Origin of the sequence: Luteibacter mycovicinus (genome assembly GCF_000745235.1) — a bacterium.
Classification (GTDB): domain Bacteria; phylum Pseudomonadota; class Gammaproteobacteria; order Xanthomonadales; family Rhodanobacteraceae; genus Luteibacter; species Luteibacter mycovicinus.
The window spans coordinates 2,273,146-2,292,594 of record NZ_JQNL01000001.1; the positions used below are offsets into that span (position 1 = coordinate 2,273,146).

Annotated in this window: 17 protein-coding genes and 1 pseudogene; 10 read left to right on the top strand and 8 right to left on the bottom strand. The window is 63.2% G+C overall.

The features are described from left to right. Positions 1-189 precede the first annotated feature (189 nt). From rpmH to FA85_RS21465, 6 genes and pseudogenes are all read left to right on the top strand, one after another. The gene (rpmH, locus tag FA85_RS10170; RefSeq protein WP_036109021.1) at positions 190-324 is read left to right on the top strand and encodes a 50S ribosomal protein L34; all 135 of its coding nucleotides are present in this window, start codon (positions 190-192) and stop codon (positions 322-324) included. A gap of 13 nt (positions 325-337) precedes the next feature. Next, positions 338-718 (top strand): ribonuclease P protein component, encoded by a 381-nt coding sequence (rnpA, locus tag FA85_RS20905; RefSeq protein ID WP_051943132.1) that lies wholly within the window; start codon positions 338-340, stop codon positions 716-718. 31 nt (positions 719-749) lie between these two features. Next, on the top strand, positions 750-2,453 hold the full coding sequence (yidC, locus tag FA85_RS10180; RefSeq protein ID WP_036109019.1) for a membrane protein insertase YidC: 1,704 nt from the start codon (positions 750-752) through the stop codon (positions 2,451-2,453). A 53-nt stretch (positions 2,454-2,506) separates the two neighbouring features. Continuing rightward, complete coding sequence (gene mnmE, locus FA85_RS10185) at positions 2,507-3,838, top strand: tRNA uridine-5-carboxymethylaminomethyl(34) synthesis GTPase MnmE (RefSeq protein ID WP_036109017.1); 1,332 nt, start codon at positions 2,507-2,509, stop codon at positions 3,836-3,838. A gap of 256 nt (positions 3,839-4,094) precedes the next feature. Next, entirely contained in the window at positions 4,095-4,223 is a 129-nt protein-coding gene (locus FA85_RS22540) for a hypothetical protein (protein ID WP_255349727.1), read from the top strand. A 97-nt stretch (positions 4,224-4,320) separates the two neighbouring features. Further along, positions 4,321-6,981, top strand: a pseudogene (locus FA85_RS21465) (class III lanthionine synthetase LanKC N-terminal domain-containing protein); the annotation flags it as partial. Between the two features lie 107 nt (positions 6,982-7,088). On the opposite strand, the gene FA85_RS22385 reads toward FA85_RS21465, so the two are convergent. Together FA85_RS22385 and FA85_RS10195 are read right to left on the bottom strand one after the other, a co-directional pair. Next, positions 7,089-8,315, bottom strand: a complete 1,227-nt coding sequence (locus FA85_RS22385; protein WP_036109010.1) for an MFS transporter — start codon at positions 8,313-8,315, stop codon at positions 7,089-7,091. 107 nt (positions 8,316-8,422) lie between these two features. Continuing rightward, positions 8,423-9,319: a LysR family transcriptional regulator gene (locus tag FA85_RS10195; RefSeq protein WP_036109007.1), complete on the bottom strand. Its 897-nt coding sequence runs from the start codon at positions 9,317-9,319 to the stop codon at positions 8,423-8,425. Between the two features lie 111 nt (positions 9,320-9,430). Between FA85_RS10195 and FA85_RS10200 the strand changes: the two genes are divergently transcribed. Together FA85_RS10200 and FA85_RS10205 are read left to right on the top strand one after the other, a co-directional pair. Then, positions 9,431-10,480 (top strand): NAD(P)-dependent alcohol dehydrogenase, encoded by a 1,050-nt coding sequence (locus FA85_RS10200; protein ID WP_036109006.1) that lies wholly within the window; start codon positions 9,431-9,433, stop codon positions 10,478-10,480. A gap of 157 nt (positions 10,481-10,637) precedes the next feature. Beyond that, positions 10,638-11,828: an MBL fold metallo-hydrolase gene (locus FA85_RS10205; protein ID WP_036109003.1), complete on the top strand. Its 1,191-nt coding sequence runs from the start codon at positions 10,638-10,640 to the stop codon at positions 11,826-11,828. A gap of 25 nt (positions 11,829-11,853) precedes the next feature. Here FA85_RS10205 and FA85_RS22835 read toward each other — a convergent pair whose 3' ends face one another. The 4 genes from FA85_RS22835 to FA85_RS10220 form a co-directional block, all read right to left on the bottom strand. Beyond that, a complete protein-coding gene (locus FA85_RS22835) occupies positions 11,854-12,012 on the bottom strand; it encodes a hypothetical protein (protein WP_308847927.1) in 159 nt (52 codons plus the stop codon). An 8-nt stretch (positions 12,013-12,020) separates the two neighbouring features. Next, complete coding sequence (locus tag FA85_RS10210) at positions 12,021-12,971, bottom strand: type II toxin-antitoxin system HipA family toxin (protein ID WP_239709135.1); 951 nt, start codon at positions 12,969-12,971, stop codon at positions 12,021-12,023. 322 nt (positions 12,972-13,293) lie between these two features. Then, complete coding sequence (locus FA85_RS10215) at positions 13,294-13,620, bottom strand: helix-turn-helix domain-containing protein (protein ID WP_051943130.1); 327 nt, start codon at positions 13,618-13,620, stop codon at positions 13,294-13,296. Positions 13,621-13,735: 115 nt separating this feature from the next. Further along, positions 13,736-14,176: a winged helix-turn-helix transcriptional regulator gene (locus tag FA85_RS10220; RefSeq protein ID WP_036108994.1), complete on the bottom strand. Its 441-nt coding sequence runs from the start codon at positions 14,174-14,176 to the stop codon at positions 13,736-13,738. 80 nt (positions 14,177-14,256) lie between these two features. Between FA85_RS10220 and FA85_RS10225 the strand changes: the two genes are divergently transcribed. Further along, positions 14,257-15,051: an SDR family NAD(P)-dependent oxidoreductase gene (locus tag FA85_RS10225; RefSeq protein ID WP_036108993.1), complete on the top strand. Its 795-nt coding sequence runs from the start codon at positions 14,257-14,259 to the stop codon at positions 15,049-15,051. Between the two features lie 122 nt (positions 15,052-15,173). Here the strand turns inward: FA85_RS10225 and FA85_RS20910 are convergent, their stop codons facing one another. Both FA85_RS20910 and FA85_RS10230 read right to left on the bottom strand, forming a co-directional pair. Next, positions 15,174-15,638, bottom strand: a complete 465-nt coding sequence (locus tag FA85_RS20910) for a PQQ-dependent sugar dehydrogenase (RefSeq protein ID WP_051943128.1) — start codon at positions 15,636-15,638, stop codon at positions 15,174-15,176. Further along, positions 15,599-16,426 (bottom strand): PQQ-dependent sugar dehydrogenase, encoded by an 828-nt coding sequence (locus tag FA85_RS10230; RefSeq protein ID WP_051943126.1) that lies wholly within the window; start codon positions 16,424-16,426, stop codon positions 15,599-15,601. Before FA85_RS10230 ends, FA85_RS20910 begins: the two co-directional genes overlap by 40 nt. 248 nt (positions 16,427-16,674) lie before the next feature. Between FA85_RS10230 and FA85_RS22735 the strand changes: the two genes are divergently transcribed. Continuing rightward, positions 16,675-19,404 carry a DNA translocase FtsK gene (locus FA85_RS22735; protein ID WP_081907266.1) on the top strand — a complete coding sequence of 910 codons (2,730 nt, stop codon included), beginning with the start codon at positions 16,675-16,677 and terminating at the stop codon, positions 19,402-19,404. Positions 19,405-19,449 lie beyond the last annotated feature (45 nt).

The window sequence follows — 19,449 nt, forward strand, 5'->3', positions numbered from 1 at the left end:
GGGTATTCTTGCCACAGAAGGGGCGCTTGCGCGCGGGGTGGACGCCCAAGTCTACCAGCGTTCCGGCCCCCCGCCGGACTCCCCCACGGCGAAGGTCGATCACGGGCTATGGCCCAACCGGTTGACAGTCCTCGGGATTGTCGGACATACTTGCCGGCCATATTCAATCTTCACCCGGATGTCTTCGCCATGAAGCGTACTTTCCAGCCCAGCTTGCTCAAGCGCGCCCGTACCCACGGCTTCCGTGCACGCATGGCGACCGCCGACGGCCGCAAGATCATCAACGCCCGCCGTGCCAAGGGTCGCAAGCGTCTGATCCCGTAATCGGGCGACGGTCGTGCGTGCCGCCGCCATGCCGCGCGATGCGCGGTTACGCCGCGCCGCCGACTTCGCCGCGTTGCGAACAGTCAGCGGTCGCCTCGGCGGCCGCTGTTTTCTTTTGCGCTTCGGAAACAACGACGTCGACACGGCCCGGCTCGGCCTGGCCATTTCCAAGCGCTGTTCCAAGCGCGCGGTCGACCGTAACCGAATCAAGCGCCTCGCGCGTGAGGCTTTTCGCCTCGCTCGCCCCGACCTGCCTCCGGTCGACATCCTGGTCATGGCTAAAGACATCGCAGTCAAAGAGACCGGCGCGGCCCTTCTGGCCGAGCTGGACACCCTGCTGCGTCGCATCCGGCCGTTGAAGCGTGAGAGTGCCGACGGCACAATCGCGCGTTGACCTCTCTTATGCATTCCAATCTGGCCCTGCAATGAATCAAACGCGCACGCTTCTCTTCTTCGCGCTCATGTTCGTGGCGTATCTCCTCTGGACCGAGTGGGAGAAGGACTATGTCCAGCCCCCGACTCCAGCCGCGCCGGCAGCCCAGGTCGATGCCAACGGCAAGCCGGGCGGCGACGCCAGCGTGCCGGGTTCCACCGCTCCCGCCGCCGTGCCGACCGAAAACGGCGCGGCCCCGGAAGGCAAGGCCGAGCTGGTCACCCTCTCGAACGACGTCCTGCGCCTGACCATCGATACCCGTGGCGGCAGCATCGTCCGTTCGGAGCTCCTCTATTACCCGACCAACCCGGTCACGAAGAAGGAACCGGTGTCGCCGCCCGTCCGTCTGCTCGACGATGAGGGCGCGCACTTTTTCGCGGCACAGGATGGCCTGGTCAGCAGCAACGGTGCCGCGCCGGATCACCGCGCCCTCTTCCACGCCGACAAGACCGAGACCACCCTGGCCGATGGCCAGAAGTCCGTCAGCCTCGACCTGACCTGGACCGATCCATCGGGCGTCAAGGTGGTGAAGCGCTATACGCTCAAGCGCATGGACTACGTGGTCGATCTCGACCAGCGCGTCGAAAACGGTTCGACGGCGGTGTGGACGGGTAACGCTTATCACCAGCTGCAGCGCGTCGCGAACGAGAAGGTCAACTGGTTCAAGGCGTATACGGATCCGGCGCAGCACAGCTTCTTCGGCGCCGCCTGGTTCAGCCCGGACACCAAGTTCGAAACGCTGCCGCTGGCCGACTTCGCGAAAAAGCCGCTCAATCGCTCCATCACGGGCGGTTGGGTCAGCATGCTCCAGCATTACTTCTTCGTCGCGTGGATTCCGCCGGCGAATCAGAACGTCACCTATAGTAGTGCGGTCGTCGATCCCAACTCGGCTACGCCGCGCTACCTCGTCCGTGCCTTCGGACCGGCCATGCAGGTCGCGCCGGGACAGGCCGCCGACAGCGTCGCTCGTCTGTACATCGGTCCGAAACTGCAGGGAACGCTCGACGCGATCGCACCGGGCCTCGAGCTGACCAGCAACTATGGCTGGTTCACCATCATCGCGCAGCCGCTGCACTGGCTGCTCTCCCAGCTGCACGCGATCAGCGGCAACTGGGGCGTCGCGATCATTCTGCTCGTGCTGCTGATCAAGGCCGCGCTGTTCAAGCTGACCGACGCGCAGTTCCGTTCGGGCGCTCGTATGCGCAAGCTGCAGCCGCGTATCGCCGCGCTCAAGGAGCGTTACGGCGACGACCGGATGAAGATGCAGCAGGCCACCATGGAGCTGTACAAGAAGGAAAAGATCAATCCGATGGCTGGCTGCCTGCCCATCCTGATCACCTTCCCGATCTTCATCGGCCTCCTTCGCGTGTTGTCCGAATCCATCGAGCTGCGCCATGCGCCGTTCTTCGGCTGGATCCACGATCTGTCGGCACCGGATCCCTTCTACGTGCTGCCGGTGCTCTACTTCCTGGTCACCCTGCTCACCCAGCGCATGATGCCGACCGCAGGCATGGATCCGACCCAGGCAAAGATGATGAAGGTGATGCCGTTGATCTTCGGTGTCTTCTTCGCCTTCTTCCCGTCAGGTCTGGTGCTCTACTGGACGGTCAACGGCGCGACCAGCCTGCTCCAGCAGTGGTGGATCAACCGCAGTGTCGAACAAGCCGACGCCGCGGCGAAGATCACCAAGGCATAACACCTGAAGCGGCGCGTCGAAAGACGCGCCGCTTCGCTATCCACAGGCACGACATGACTCACGGCGACGACACCATCGCAGCCATCGCTACCGGCGCCGGCGCGGCCGGGGTCGGTGCCGTTCGCGTGTCGGGGCCGCTCGCTCCTTTCATTGCCGCCGCGTTCCTTGGCCGGGCACCCACACCGCGATACGCGCACTTCACCGCGTTTCACGACGCAGACGGTGAGCTGATCGATCGCGGCTTGTTGTTGTCCTTTCCGGGACCCGCGTCTTACACCGGCGAGCACGTGGTCGAGCTTCAAGGACATGGCAGCGCCGTGTTGCTCGACGCGCTGCTCCAGCGTTGCCTCGCGCTGGGCGCGCGCCTCGCTCGGCCCGGTGAATTCACTGAACGGGCTTTCCTCAACGGAAAGCTCGATCTGGCACAGGCGGAAGCTGTCGCCGATCTTGTTGCCGCGACGTCGCGTGCGGGAGCACGTGCAGCACTGCGATCGATGGAAGGTGTTTTCTCGGCCCGCGTGGAGGCCCTGCTTGCCGAGCTTATCGAGCTGAGAGTACACATCGAGGCAGCCATCGATTTTCCCGAAGAAGAAATCGATTTTCTTGCCGACCCTGTCATCGGCGACAAGCTAACGACGCTCCGGGCAAATCTCGGCCGTCTGTTGCTTGAAACTCGCCGCGGTGTCCGTCTGAACGATGGCATCGCTGTCGCCATCGTCGGGCGACCCAACGCGGGCAAGTCGAGTCTGTTGAATGCGCTTGCCGGAGAAGAGCGGGCGATTGTGACTGACGTCGCGGGCACCACGCGCGACGTGCTTCGCGAGGCGATACACATCGATGGCGTCGCGCTGGAGCTCGCGGACACGGCCGGTCTTCGCGAATCCGACGACATCGTCGAACGCGAGGGCATCCGTCGTGCGCGTGACCAGCTTGCACGCTGCGATGTCGCGTTGCTGGTCACCGACGATGCGCACGCACATGCCGATCTTTCGTTGTTGGATGGCATGGTCGAATATGCAAAACGTCTGATCGTCATTAACAAGATTGATCTGGACGAGCGCGAAGCACACTGCGAGGGCGATGTCCTTTGGCTTTCAGCGCGTACGGGCGATGGTATGGACGCGCTGCGCGCCCGGTTGCGTGAGCTCGCGACCGCGGGCGCGGGGGATGGCGCATTCAGCGCGCGTCGCCGTCACGTCACGGCGCTGGAGTCCGTACAGCGCCATTTATCTCTGACGGACGACGCACTACGGTCGGCTCACGCGGGCGAACTCGCCGCCGAGGAATTGCGTCAGGCCCAGCACGCGCTGGGCGAAATTACCGGCACCTACTCATCTGACGATTTGCTTGGCGCCATCTTTGGTTCGTTCTGCATCGGAAAATAATACGAATTGCCGGCGCGTAAGCAAAAACGGCAAATCGACTATGCCGGCTAAATCCGATGTGCGACCCAATCGACGGAACACTCGTGAATGCGACGCGCCGTAGGCCGCCAGGGACCGATGTCACTTGCGAATCTTCTCAAACATTCGATACGGTCGGTCCCGCATGACGCAGACCTGCGCATGCGATCGACGTCAAGAGACGCTTCGGCGCCGCCGAAGCATCGGTATTTCTGAGTGAATCACAAGGAGCACTACTGTGGCGCAAGATATCGAAAAGAACGACGTGCTGAACCTCCAGTCCCTTGAAATTGACTGGGAGGATCTGTTCCACGCTTGCCTCTCGATTGCGAGCTCGACCAGCACCGCTAACGACGGCGGCTGTTGATAAAAGATGGGCGGCTTTGGCCGCCCATTCTTTTTTTGCGCGCCGCAAAGGCGCAGCGATAAGCGACTGAGCGTCGCAGCCATGGACAGAGGTGCAGATGGAATCGTCACCGTTCTTTGCCTATTCGTTCCTCAGCCCGATTTATCACGAGAACATCTATTCTTACGAGCCCTCCCACGAGTTCCTCGACGTGGTACGCGCAGCGCTCGGGGAACGGTGGAAAATAAGGGAAAGGGGCTTCTGGGCGAGCTGCTCGCCCGACGATCGCGAAGATCTCGAACACGGGTGGAAGATCCACCTCTCAAGTACACAGGCCAATGCGGTGGAAACACTGACGATCGTCGCGGGGATCATGTCCTCTGCGCGGATCGCCTTTAAATTTTGCGCCGACCGTCGCATGCTCAAGATGTCACTGGGCAAGGGCTGGTCGCGCTTTCAGATTGGAAAGTTCATCGCCATCTATCCCAGAAATGTCGATGAATTTGCGGCAATTCTTGTCGAACTGCACGCTGCAACATCGCACCTGCACGGCCCCTACATCCTCACTGACCGGCCCTATCGGGACAGCAAGGTCGTTTACTACCGTTACGGCGTTCATCGCGGCAAGCCATCGGTGGATGCGACAGGACGCAGTGCCTCCGGCTTCTTCCTGCCGGATGGTTCCTGGTACAACGATGTGCGCGGTCCCACGTTTCGGTTACCGCCCGGCATCGTCGACCCGTTGCTCCAACGCCCACAAGAACTTCCTTCTTCCACGGCCACCGTAAGAAAGCCGGATCAGCCAAAGACCGTCCGCCTCAAGGATCGCTACGTCATACAGGGCGCCATCAAATTCAATGCAACCGGCGGCATCTATCGTGGCATCGATACCGAAACTCAACGCGAGGTAATCGTTCGCGAGGTACGCGGCAAGCTGGGACATCTGGAGCGGGAAAGTGAGGACGACCCGGCGTTCATCCTGAAGCGTGAAGCGCGGGTGCTCAAAAAACTGTCTCACACCGGCCTGGTGCCAGAATATATAGATCTGTTCCAGGCATGGGACCATTGGTTCCTCGTAGTAGAGAAGCTGGACGCCATCTCCCTTTGGGGCCATTCGATGGAGTTCTATTTCTCGAACGAGTATCAAAGCACCGGATTCGGTCTCGACCGCATACTGTCCTCCATTCGCGAAATCGGTGAGGGGTTGCAGGTTATCCACTCGCACGGCGTCGTGCTTCGTGACCTGACCAAGAACAACATTCTCTTCACCAAGAGCGACAAGCGAATCAAGTTTATCGATTTCGAATTCGCGTTCGAGGTGGACGACGCCGGTCCGTGGGTGCAGGGATGGACACCTGGCTACGCTTCCGCTGAGCAGGCGTCGGCACAACGACCATGCGTCGCCGACGATTGCTATGCGTTTGGCGTGCTGATTCTGGACATGCTCACTTTCAGCGCTGCGGGGCTCGAACTCGGACGCGAGAACATCTTTCGGAAACTCGCGCTCGTGCTGTCCGATCTTGGACTTCCTGCGGAGTTGATGACGCTCATCTTGGGACTGATGCACACCGAGCCCGATCGTCGCTGGAGTGTTGCTCAGACGCTCTCGTTTCTCGAAGCCATCGATCTGCCCCTCGTCCAGCGCAGGATGTTTCCCTCGCGCGAACAGCTTCTCGACGTCGCCTCGCCATCCCCAGACCTGGTTAGTCGGATCGACGATGTAATCACGGGCGTGGAGGTGTTCCTGGACTCGACGATGGACCTGGCACGCGAGGATCGGTTGTGGCCTGCCTCCCCGGAGGTCTTCGTCACCAACCCCGTATCGTTGGAGTATGGCGCGACGGGCGTCGCACTGTTTCTGCTCCAGCGGCAAGGCGCTATCAGCGCACCTGTGCTTGACTGGATAGAACGGCGGGCCGCGGCGAAGCTATGTCCTCCCGGTCTGTATTCCGGCTTGTCCGGCGTGGCCCTCGGTCTGCTGCTAGCGGGCCGACGGGACGCCGCAAGGGCCATGATGGCCAGGGTCGCCGACGACGGGCTCGTCTTCGACCGTGCGGGCCTTTACTACGGATGTGCGGGCGTGGGCCTGACCTGGTTGCACTTCTGGTCGACGACGGGCGAAGAAGCCTTTCTTGATGAAGCCATTCGCATCGGGGACTGGCTGCTCGGGCACGCCGTAGATTCGGAGCGCGGCCTGTCATGGCCTACGGGAGACAAGACCTATCTTGGCCTCGCCGAGGGTCAGTGCGGTGTAGCGCTATTCCTGCTTTACCTCGGGTCAGCGACCGGACGCGATGACTTCGTCGCGTCGGCCGGACGCGCGATCGATTTCGATCTCAGCTACGCGACGCGTGTCGCGGGCAGGATCGTCTGGAAGGTCCACACGAATTCGAGAGAGCATGCACCAAACCTCCCCCATCACAGGTACGGCTCTGCTGGTGTCGGTGCTGTGTGCATCCGTTACTTCGCGCTCACTGGCGACCGGCGTTACCACGACATGGCCGTCGACTGTGCACATACGGTCAGGACGCGTATGTCGAACAAAATCTGGCAGGACGAGGGCAGCGCAGGCTACGGTGAGTTCCTGCTCGACATGGCGTTTTTTCTAAACGAGCCCCGGTTCAGGGATATCGCCTTCTACCAAGCTGAAGCCATTCTTGCGCATGCGCTCGATCGGCCCGTCGGCATGGCGTTTGGCGGACTCGATCATTACCGGATCTGCGCTGATTACAGTTACGGAAGTGCGGGTATCGGGATATTCCTGGACCGCTTGTTGAACGGCACGAAGCGTTTGTTGATGCTCGACCACCTCCTGCCAGCGCGTGTGACGACATCGCGGCATGGAGCGCGTCATGCCGACGTCCCGGCGCGATCGGCCCCTCCGGGTCAGCAGGCTTCCGCAGCCACCCGGCGAGCGGTCCGCTTTTCAGCCGCCACCGACGCCGCCCAGATAGCGAGCCCCGCCAGCGCCAACAGACTTCCCACCCAGCCGGGCGACGTCCACCCGTAACCGCCGGCGATGGCCAGGCCGCCCAGGTACGGCCCGAGCGCGTTAGCGGTATTGAAGGCGGAATGATTCAGCGACGCGGCAAGACCCTGCGCATCGCCCGCCACATCCATGAGCCGCGTCTGCAGGACCGTACCGAGTGCCCCACCCACACCAATGAAAAACACGTCGAGGCTCAGCAGCCAGATATTGCTTGCGGTGAACGGGAAGATGGCGAGGATCACGAGGCTCCACAGCAACAGTGCACCTGCCGTGCGCATCAGCGCGCGATCGGCGAAGACGGGCACGACCATGTTGCCGACGGTCATGCCGACGCCGAAGATGGCCATCACCCAGGGCACGCTCGACAGTGGCATCCCGGTCACGCTGATAAGGATGTCGGCGAGGTAGGTATATACAGCGAACATGCCGCCGAAACCGATGGCACCGATCGCCAGCGTGTACCAGACCTGCGAGCGTTTGATCGCGCTGAGCTCGCCAAGCGGACTGGCCTTCGGATCGGCGGGCGTCCTGGGTGCGTAAATCGCGACGGCGAGAATCGTCAGCAGGCCAAGGACGGCGACCAGCGCGAACGACCAGCGCCAGCCCACCAGCTGACCCAGCCAGCTGGCCAGTGGAACGCCGACGATGGTGGCGCACGTGAGGCCGAGGAACATCTGGCCGACCGCGCGCGTGCGCCGGTTGGGGGGAACCAGCGATGAGGCGACCAGTGCGGCGACACCGAAGTACGCGCCATGCGGCAGGCCAGCCAGAAACCGGAACACCAGCATCCAGTGATAGTTCGGCGACAAGCCGGTCAGTCCGTTGAACAGCGTGAACATCGCCATGAGGATCAGCAGCAGGCGACGGCGCGGCACGCGCGCGCCGAGTACGGTCATCACCGGAGCGCCGACGACGACACCCAGCGCATAGGCGCTGATCGCGTGGCCTGCCGTCGGCGCATCGATGCCCAGACCCTGTGCGAACAGGGGCAGCATGCTCATCGAAGCGAACTCGGTCGTACCGATGGCGAAGCCGCCGACGGCCAGCGCGAGGATCACCAGACCGACGTGAGGCGCGCGGACGGGCGCGGTGCCCGGATCTAGGATGGGGGCGGAACCAGACATGAGGGGTGCTCGGGGAGGTATGTGGGCCGCGGCGTCATGGTGCGTCGCAGCAATCGGCCTAGGATACGCGGTCGGACGGCCCGGCGGGAGTTAGCCTTGCTGGCGATTCAGGCGCCCGCGTGCTCGCGGATGTATTCGATGAACGCGCGAAGGGCCGACGTGACTCGCCGCTGGCGCGGGTAATAGAGCATGAACCCCGGATACGGCGGGCACCAGTCCTCCAGCAGACGGACCAGCTTTCCGTCCTCGACCAGTGCCTTGACCTGATCGTCCAGCACCGCGGCGATGCCGATGCCTGCCACGGCGGCATCCAGCGCCAGACGCATGTCGCCGAAGGTCAGCCGCCCGCGCACGTCCAGTTCGAGCTTGGTCGAACCCTGCTCCAGTTCCCACTTATAGACCCGCCCGCTGGGAAACCGAAAGCGGATGCAGTTATGGCGGAACAGGTCGTCGGGGACCAGGGGCCTGCCGTAGCGGGCAAGATAGTCAGGCGAGGCGACGATCGCACCCCGCTGCGCACCGCCGATCGGCACGGCGATCATGTCCTCCGGCACCTGCTCCAGGAACCGGATGCCGGCGTCGAAGCCCGAGGCGACGATGTCGATCAGGCCATCGTTATCCACAGCTTCAAAGTGAATGTCTGGATATGTCGCCAGAAAACGAGGCAGCAGCGTCGGAAGCAGGAGCTGCGCGGTGACGCGTGGCATGTTGATCCGCAACGTACCGGCGGGCGCCGCGCGGAAGTTGTTCATCTCTTCCAGGGCGTCGTTTACGTCAAGCAGCGCCGGCTCCAGCCGCTCGAGCAGCCGCTGACCCGCTTCCGTCAGTGAAACGCTGCGCGTGGTGCGGTGAAAGAGAACCACCCCCAGCCGTTCTTCCAGCCCACGGATGGCATAGCTGATGGCCGACGTGGACAGCGTCAGCTCGGCGCCCGCCTTTCGGAAGCTGGCGTGTCGGGCGACGGCGGCGAACGCCGCCAGATGGGAAAGGTTGTCGGGACGCATGATTATCAAGGATACCTCAACGATACATGCCGGAATTCCCGTTGGCCGGCAGGATTGTTGAGGCTTTATCGTTACCCGCTTTCCTGAACCCACCTATCGAGGATGACTCCCATGATCGAAGTCCGCGGATTTGCCGCCAAGAGCGCCACGACGCCCCTCGTTCCCTTCACCTTCCAGCGCCGCGATCCGGGCGCGCACGATGTGCGCATCGAGATCCTCTACAGCGGCGTCTGCCATTCGGATCTGCACCAGGCCAAGGGCGACTGGGGCAACTCCGTGTTCCCGATGGTCCCGGGCCATGAAATCGTGGGCCGCGTCGTCGCCGTTGGCTCGGCCGTCAGTAAGTTCAAGGTCGGTGACTTCGCCGGCGTCGGCTGCATGGTCGATTCGTGCCGCGAGTGCGATTCATGCAAGCAGAACCTCGAGCAGTACTGCACGACGCACACCAGCTTCACCTACAACGGCACCGAGCAGGACAAGACCACCCCGACCCAGGGCGGTTACTCCACCGAGATCGTCGTGGAAGAGCGCTTCGTGGTGAAGATCTCCGAGAAGCTCGATCTCAAGGCGACCGCTCCCCTGCTCTGCGCCGGTATCACCACGTACTCGCCGCTGCGTCACTGGAAGGTGGGCCCGGGTCAGAAGGTCGGCGTCATCGGTCTGGGTGGTCTCGGCCACATGGGCGTGAAGTTCGCCAAGGCGATGGGCGCGCATGTCACGATGATCACCACGTCGGCCTCCAAGGGTGAAGATGCGAAGCGCCTTGGCGCGGACGCCGTGCTGCTTTCGACCGATGCCGAGGCGATGAAGGCCCAGGTCAGCAGCTTCGACTTCCTGCTCAACACGGTGCCGGTGTCGCACGACATCAACCCGTACACCAGCCTGCTCAAGCTCGACGGCACCATGGTGCTGGTCGGTGCGCTCACTCCGCTCGACGGTGTGATCGGTGGCAGCCTGATGCTCCCGCGTCGCACGATCGCCGGTTCCGCCATCGGTGGCATGGCGGAAACGCAGGAGATGATGGATTTCTGCGCCGAGCACAACATCGTGTCGGACATCGAAGTCGTCGACATGAGCTCGATCAACGACACGTATGTGCGTCTGGCGAAGAACGATGTGCGTTACCGCTTCGTGATCGACATGGCGACGATGCCGGCTTGATCCTTGTTGGCTTGAGGTAACACCCGTCGCCAGCAGGCTGGCTCATGCACGAGCATGCATCCTTGCTCTTGTAGGAGCCAGCCCTGCTGGCGATTCACGGTGACGAACCCCCACCTGTCCCGCTATCTTCAGACCCATCCCCCGAAAAGGATCCGGTTTGAAGCGCTTACTCCGTTATCTCGGCATTTTCCTCGCTCTCGTCGTCCTCTTCGTGGCCTTCGTCGCGATCACCGCATGGCCGAACATCGGCGCATGGCCAAGCAAGACACCGACGGCCGCCGAGGCAAAATCGCCGCAATGGCGTGGCCAGAGCTTCGCCAACCCCGCACCGATGTTCATGGACCTCAAGGGCGGCATCTGGCAGATCCTGCAGTCGAAGCCCGGTGAGGAACCCGACGCGCCGGTTCCGACGATGGACTCGTCGGCGCTGTACGCCACGCCTCCGACGAGCGGTTTGCGCGTCACCTGGTTCGGCCATTCGTCTTCGTTACTGGAGATCGACGGCGTCAACGTCGTGATCGACCCTTTCTGGAGCGAGCGCGCATCGCCCTTTCCCTGGCTCGGCCCGAAGCGCTGGTACGAACCACCCGTCCCGCTCGATAACCTGCCGCGAGTCGATGTCGTCGTCGTATCGCACGATCACTACGACCATCTCGATCGCGCTTCCGTGCAGGCCTTCAACGCACGCGGCGCACGATTCATCGTGCCGCTCGGTATCGCGGCGCACCTGATCGACTGGGGCGTGCCGAAGGAAAAGATCACCGAACTGGACTGGTGGCAGGACGCGCACGTGGGCGCACTTCGTATCGTTTCCACACCGTCCCGTCATGCATCCGGTCGCCTCGAGGCGCATAGCGATGCCACATTGTGGACGGGCTACGCATTCATCGGTCCCGACCATCGCGCGTTCTACTCCGGCGATACCGGCATGAATGACACCTTCGCCGATGTGGGTGCGAAGTTCGGTCCCTTCGATGTCACGCTGATCGAAGACGGTCAGTACGACGAACAGTGGCCGGACTGGCACCTCGGACCCGAGCAGGCGATGCAGGTGCACGAAGAGGTTCGCGGCAAGGTGCTGATCCCCGTGCACTGGGGCCTTATCAAGCTGGCGCATCACGGTTGGACCGAACCCGCCGAGCGCATTCTGGCGGCGGCACGTTGCAGCAAGGCCGAGGTATTGATTCCGGAACCCGGACAGGCCGTGGAACCGACGACGCATCCGGTGGTCCCACGCTGGTGGCCGAAGGAGCCATGGTTCACGGGGGTGCAGCATCCGATCGTCGCGTCACGCGACGGGGACCCTGCCCATAAATTCGATACTCCTATTTGTCCTCCCACAAGCTGACGTCTCAGCTACGCGCTATGACCTCCTACGTCAGGTCATAGCGCGCCAGGTAATTGCGCAGCCGATCTGCGTCGTTGGTCGTTGCACGTTTGCTGCACGGTGCCGCGAACAACTGGCGACCCGTCTCGGACAGGTCGCGGCGGCGGCGACACATGGCGACGCTGGATGGTCGAGGTTGCTTCATAGTTGGTATCACGCAAGGTGTCGCTCGACTTCGCGTCCACCGATATCACCCGCCCGACGGAATGCGGAGGCAATCGTGTCGCACTGCCCTGTTGTTGCGCCTGCTTCTTCGAACACAGCGCGCCACTCGCGTACCGTGCGAATGACGCGATCCGCAATGCGTGACGCATTCGGTACCAGAAGACCGAACCAGCCGGCGCCACTCAACGCATTGTCGAGGGTGGCGCTTCGGCCATAACGCCCTACGCCCAGGTGCAGTGTCCGCTCAAGTGCTACCTGCGGCTTGGGCACCACGTCGTAAAGGGGACTGAGACGCCAGCCCCCACTTTCGTAAAGGAACGCGTGATTTCTCAGGTGATCGTCGTCGTTGGATACAAGTATGTTGAAAACCATGCGAGCAAACAGCTCTTCCCGGTCGCCAGCGATTCGTCCAGACACTCCGTATATCCCGAGGGCATCGGCAATGGCCCCGTAATTGGCATCAGGCGAGTCACGTTCGTGCAGACCAAGCATGGTGAGAGCGCTGACCATGTGCCGACGAGCTATGCCGAACGGCGTTGCCTGCCGATCAAATCTCTGGATCAGCATGATGTTGCGACCATCTGGAAGCGTCTCGAGGCGAATCGGCGGAACATTCAGACCGGCCCGCCGAGCGAGCTTCAGCGTGGCGAATTCGACCAGCGGGATGTCGAAGCGATCGTCCTTCGCGGGGAATTTCGCGATCCACTCATGTCCATCGACCTGGATGACGGCCTTTGGACGCGCTCCGCCTACCGAAGGACCACCTTCGAAAAATGAGGCAAGCCTCGCGGGTACGGGCTCCCCATCCACGATCCGTTCTGCGGCTTCGTGAAGGTAGCGAAGGTCCAGGATGCCGGGAAGCGAACCGTGCGTTACGCCGTCCTCCGGACCGTGTCGGATATCGAGCGCTCCGGCGCGGTATGGACCGGCTTCATCCATGTACCGCCATTCCGGGAGTCCATTTGGAGGAGCGCGTAGCTTGTTCTCGATGACCCGACGCCCCCAGGAGTCCGGGGTTGCGTCACGCAGGGCCCCGAACAAGGCAAGGCCGTTGACGGGAACGAAGTCCGCATCGTCACCCTCGCCCAAGGGCAGGCTGATCGGATCGACTGGTACCGCCTGCGGGCGCTGGACGTAGCGCCTTCCGTAGGCGAAACGCGATGCCCTGACCTCAATGCCGTTCTCCGCCATCGACAGCCTGCCTGCCGGCACGGCGGCGGTCGCCTCCGGAAGATGAATAAAGACTGTTCGCTCAGCCATGTCAGAAATCCAGATCGTCGCGAGGTATCCGTCGTGACGGCCGCTGCATGCGTGTCTGGTCGAGCAGGGCCTCGGAGGAAGGATCCTCGATACGCTCCAGCAAACGCAGTAGGCCTAAAGCATCGAAAACACTCAGCCACGTTCCCAGCGAGGTACTGATCGCCCCCTGCTCCAGGCGAGTCATGGTCGGAGCACTGATGCGGGCGCGCTCTGCTAGTTCCACCTGGGACCAGCCACGTGCGAGCCGCGCCGTACGGACCAGCGCAGCGAAATGCGCACCTACCTCGGTGACTCGGGGGTTCGCAAACCCGCGCTCGTCGCGACGCATATTTCTTACCCTTTGGAGAAGCAGTCCAAAGCTATCATTTAAGAAATTCGACGTGTGAAATTTCTTAAATTTTAGAGAAAGCAATTAATCTATCATTTAAGAAACTAGTGTCGAATCAGTCTGGCATCACCAGACGCATCGGCAACTGGTCGAGGCGACGCCCCGTCACCTCATCGATCACCACCGCACTCACCCGCTCACCCGTCTCGTCGGCGACGAGATGGGACAACGTCGCGCCGCCGCCGTTGTGCCGACGGCCCCATTCGCCCATGGCGGCCATGATCGGCAGGAACTCGCGTCCGGCCTGGGTCAGCACGTACTCGTCGCGCGGCGGCCGCTCGCTGTAGCGGCGCTTTTCCAGGACACCGGCCTCGGTCAGACCCTTCAATCGACGCGACAGAATGTTCGGCGCGATGCCCAGGCTCGTCCGGAACTGGTCGAACTGCGTCATCCCCCGGCTGGCATCGCGAAGGATCAGCACGCTCCAGGTATCGCCCACCAGCGCGAGGCTGCGGGCAATTGAGCAGGTACCTGAAGAAAGTTTGTCGGTGTCCATTGCATAATGATAGCTAGGTCACTATCGTATGGCAACGTAGTCGATATCACTTTGCAACTTACCCATACGGAGTCACCCTCATGAGCGTTGAAAACAAAGGCACGGCACTGGTTACGGGCGCTTCGTCGGGCATCGGCGAGGTCTACGCCGAGCGTCTGGCGGCGCGCGGCTACGATCTGATTCTGGTCGCACGTCGTCTGGATCGCCTGGACGCACTGGCCAGGAAGATCGGCGCCGCCACAGGGCGGAAGATCGAGACGCTGAAGGCGGACCTTACCGAGCGTGCCGACGTGGCCACGGTAGAGAAGCGGGTGGCGGAGGATGCTTCGATCACCCTGTTGGTGAACAATGCCGGTATCTCGCTCAACGGCAGCTTCCTCGACAACGACAGCGACGCGATCGAAAAGCTCATCGCCATCAACATCACCGCACCCACCCTGTTGACCGCTGCGGCGGCCAAGGCCTTCGTCGCTCGCGGCCATGGCGGCATCATCAATATCGCGTCCGTGCTCGCCTTCGCACCGGAGATGTTCGACGGTATCTACAGTGGCTCGAAGGCGCACCTGCTCAACGTGAGCCAGAGCCTGGCGACGCAGCTGAAGGGTACCAGCGTCCGCGTGCAGGCGGTGTTGCCGGGTGCGACCCGCTCGGAAATCTGGGAGAACTCGGGTAAAGACATCGATGCGATGTTGCCGGGGATGGTCATGGAGACCGCCGATCTCGTGGATGCCGCGCTGCTGGGCTACGACCGCGGTGAGGTGGTGACGATTCCGCCGCTGGCCGATGAGCAGCAGTTCCTGACGTATGACGCCGCGCGCGTCGCGATGGGGCCGAATCTCTCGCGCAAGGACGTGGCACCGCGTTATCGCGCCTGATCTGGACATGTAGGAGCGCGCCCCGCGCGCGAAAAGCCAACAGGGCGGTGATGGGGTGCCCCCGCTTCACCGCTCTGTTGGCTTTTCGCGCGCGGGGCGCGCTCCTACACCACGTGGTGGAGTCAGGTTTTTGGCATGATCTTCCGCAGCATCCCGTCACTGCCGCCACGCACGTACCAGATGCTGCCGTTGGACGGGTTCACCTTGATGGCGCGCACGCTGCCGGTATACACGCCGGCGGCGTCACGCCCATAGCGTTCGACACCTGTCACGTTCCCGCTCGCATCGAGCACGACGCGATACAGCGCGACCGACGACGTCGAACCGAGCAGTGCCGAGCCCTGCCACTGTGGGAATTGCTTGCCCTTGTAGAACACCAGCCCCGAAGGAGACATCGAATTCGTGGTGGGGAACCAGCCCCAGTAGGCGGACGGCTGAACGTACTGCGGCGCCGTGTCGTGGCGCGGATACGGCTGACCCGGCATATAGGCGTCGCTGGGATAGTGATTGCCGTTGCTCACCAGCGGCCATCCATAATTCCCGCCCTTCACGATCTGGTTGAACTCGTCACCCGACGACGGGCCCATCTCGGTCTCCCACAGCTTTCCGTCTTCACTGAAGCTTCACTGAAGGCTAGCCCGTAGGGGTTACGAAAACCGCTGGCCCAGATCTGGCCGGCGACGCCGCCCTGGCTTGCATTCGGGTTGTCGGAAGGCGTGCTGCCGTCCAGGTTGAGGCGGATGATCTTGCCCAGTCCGCTGTCCGGCAACTGCGCGGTAAATCCGCGATCCTGATTGACGTCGGGGATGTCGCCGTCGCCGACGGAGAGAAAGACATGCTTGCCGTCGGGCGCGAACGCGATGCGTGCACCCGGTTGGCCGCGAACCGACCACTTCGACGGTTCCTGCCAGACGATCGTCAGATTCTCGATGTGCGCGGTGTTCGACGCCTCGACAACGCGTGCCTTCGCCAGCGTGAGGTGGTTATTGCCGTCGGCGGCCTTCGCCACGTAGCTGAACCATAAGACGTGATCCTTCGCATAGGTCGCGGGCACGGCCACGTCGTGGAAGCCGCTCTGTCCGCCGCCGCCATTCGCGCCGACGGAAACAGGCAAGCCTGTCACGGGCATCTTGGCGCCTCTCGAGTTCACGATGTACATGTGGTCGCTCTTCTCCGTGACCACGATGCGGCCGTCCGGAAGGAAGTCGAGTCCCCACGGATTGTCGAACGGTGCAAGATCGGTAATGACGAACGGTGCGGGCGGTTCGGTCTGAGCGCCGGCGACGCGTGCGTTGTACGACGACGTTTGCGCAAAGGCGCAGGGGGCGGCGATCGCACCCCCAAGCAGGACGACAAGAAGCGGCAGGCGACGCATGACAGGATCCTTGTGCGGGGAGTGGTCGCAAGAAGCTACGTGGTTCGAGGGTGACGTCGCTGCCTCGAAATAGCCCGGATCGTCCAAACCCGCGATTCCATCGCAAATTTCCCTATCGAACGACGCCCTGATGCGGAATTCACGGTGTCATAGCGCGACCCGTGGATGCGTCGGCGTAAATCGGCCTCCTTCACACCTTCCCAGTCTCACCAGCGGCTTACAGCGCATTCGCGCGTGCTTCCGAACGAATGCGCGCTAAACTACGGGGCTCGCTCGGTTCTTCGCGGTTAGGCATGCTTTCTTTCGTGTTCGGTGCCTTCGGGCTGTCCACCCTCTGGCTGCTTCCCCTGCTGTGGCGTGTCATCGCGTCGCTGATCCGTCGGCGCAGGCCGCCCACCGTGGGGCCCGGAGCCATTCGTTTCTGGACGGGCTTTGTCCTCGTCCTGCTCGCCAGCACCACGCTGGAAGGCATCGTCATCTCGCATTACACCGATGACCCGACCACGGGTGGCGTCGTGTGTCGCTGGCTCGGCGATCTCTTCGGCGCCTTCCCGGGCGGCGCACTGGCCGCGGTGATCGCGCTGGCGGTGATCGTCGTCGCGCTGCCCTGGTACCTCGGGATCACGTGGTCGACCGCCGTAGCCCGCGCCAATGGGATCCTCGAGCCGATGGGTGCGTTGGCTATCGAAGGCACACGGCGCCTGTTCACCCGTTCGGCCGTGCGCGCCACGGGTCGTCGCCCTGCCGGCGCCGTGCGCCGCGCGGATCGCGGGCCGGCGCGCCGTCGCACGCCAGCGGCCGCCACCCGCGGCAAGGTCACTCCGGCCGCCGCATCGACACCGCCATCCTCGTCCCTGCATGTCGGCACGGAAACCGTGCGCGGCGAGCCTCTGCGCGCGACGCGTGTTCGTCCGTCGGTGACGACACCGGTACCGCCGCGCCACCACGCGAAGCCGGACACGGTGATCAGCGAACCGTGGCTGGCGCCTCGCGGGCAGACCGTGCCCACCACCTCCTCGCCGGAGGCCACCGCCGCCGCGGCGCACGTCTCCACCACGCCTGGTCTACCGATCGCGCCGCCTGCCTCCGACGTCGCCGACGAGGCACCGATGCTGATCAAGCGTCGGCGCCCCATGGAGAGCCAGGCTTTCCTTGCACCGTCGATGCGATCGAAGCATGGTCCCGAGCGCTCGTCGGTGTCGCCGACGACCCCCTGGGAACCCTTAAGCCACGACGCTTCGGACACGGAGGCCGACGAGGTCGTCCGGAACGACCAGCCTCTTGCGGAAGTCACGCCCCGGGTCACCGAGCTTTCCCGTTCGCAGGCGCCCGTACCCGTGCCCGCCATGCCCTCACCCCCGCCGGTCGCCCCGGTGTCGCGCTTCGCCATCGCCGCCAACGATGAGCAGGCCACGACGACGGAGGCGACTATCGTCCCTCCAGCGCGGATGGTGACGCTCACGCCGACACGTCCCCTGCTCGCGACGAGCACCGCCAGTGCCGTAGGTATACCGCCGCTCACCCTGCTCGCCGCCGCGTCTCAGAACACCCTCGCCGTCTCCGAACAGGAACTCGTCGACACGGGCGAACTGATCGAGCAACGCCTGCGCGAGTTCAAGGTACCGGTGCAGGTGGTCGGTGCGTCGGCGGGTCCGGTGATTACGCGCTATGAAGTCGAGCCGGCCGTCGGCGTGCGCGGCAACCAGATCGTCGCGTTGATGAAAGATCTCGCGCGCGGTCTGGGTCGCACTACGATTCGCGTGGTCGAAACGATTCCCGGCAAGACCTGCATGGGCCTCGAGCTGCCGAACGAACAGCGCCAGATGATCGCGCTGTCCGAGATCCTCGACTCCAGCGAGTATCGTGATTCCGACTCGCTGCTCACCCTGGCGATGGGCAAGGGCATCACCGGCGAACCGGTGGTCGCCGATCTGGCGAAGGCGCCGCACATGCTCGTTGCCGGCACCACCGGCTCGGGTAAATCGGTCGCGGTGAACGCGATGATCCTGTCGATGCTCTACAAGGCCACGCCTGAAGACGTTCGCATGATCATGATCGACCCGAAGATGCTCGAGCTCTCGGTCTACGAGGGTATTCCGCATCTGCTGGCGCCCGTGGTCACGGATATGAAGCTCGCCGCCAACGCGTTGAACTGGTGCGTGGCCGAGATGGAAAACCGCTACAAGGTCATGTCTGACCTGCGCGTGCGCAACCTTGCCGGATACAACCAGAAAGTGCGCGAGGCGCGTGCGGCTGGCAAACCGTTGTTCAATCCGTTTCCCGCGCATCCGGAAATCCCCGAGCACCTCGACACGATGCCGATGATCGTCGTCGTCATCGACGAGCTCGCCGACCTGATGATGGTCGCCGGCAAGAAGATCGAAGAACTGATCGCGCGGCTGGCGCAGAAGGCACGTGCCGCGGGCATCCATCTGATCCTCGCCACGCAGCGTCCGTCGGTCGACGTCATCACCGGTCTGATCAAGGCGAACATCCCCACGCGCGTGGCGTTTCAGGTGTCGTCGAAGATCGATTCGCGCACTATCCTCGACCAGATGGGCGCGGAGAGCCTGCTCGGTGCGGGTGACATGCTGTTCCTGCCCCCGGGCTCGGGCTATCCGCAGCGCATCCACGGCGCGTTCGTCGCCGACGAGGAAGTGCACCGCATCGTCGCCTGGCTGAAGCAGTTCGGCGAGCCGGATTACAAGGACGAGATCCTTGCGGGGCCGCCGAGTGAGGCGGTCGAAGGCGAACCGGGTGAGGATGGCCTCGATGCGGAGCTGGATCCGCTGTACGACGAAGCGGCCGCCTTCGTGCTGCGTTCGCGTCGTGCGTCGATCTCGTTCGTGCAGCGGCAGTTCCGTATCGGTTACAACCGCGCGGCGCGTCTGGTCGAAGCGATGGAGGCAGCCGGACTGGTCTCGGCGATGGGCATCAACGGGCAGCGCGAGGTGATCGCGCCGGTGCCACAGGACTGACCGAACCCCACCGGTGCGGAACCCCCTGTAGGAGCGCGCCCCGCG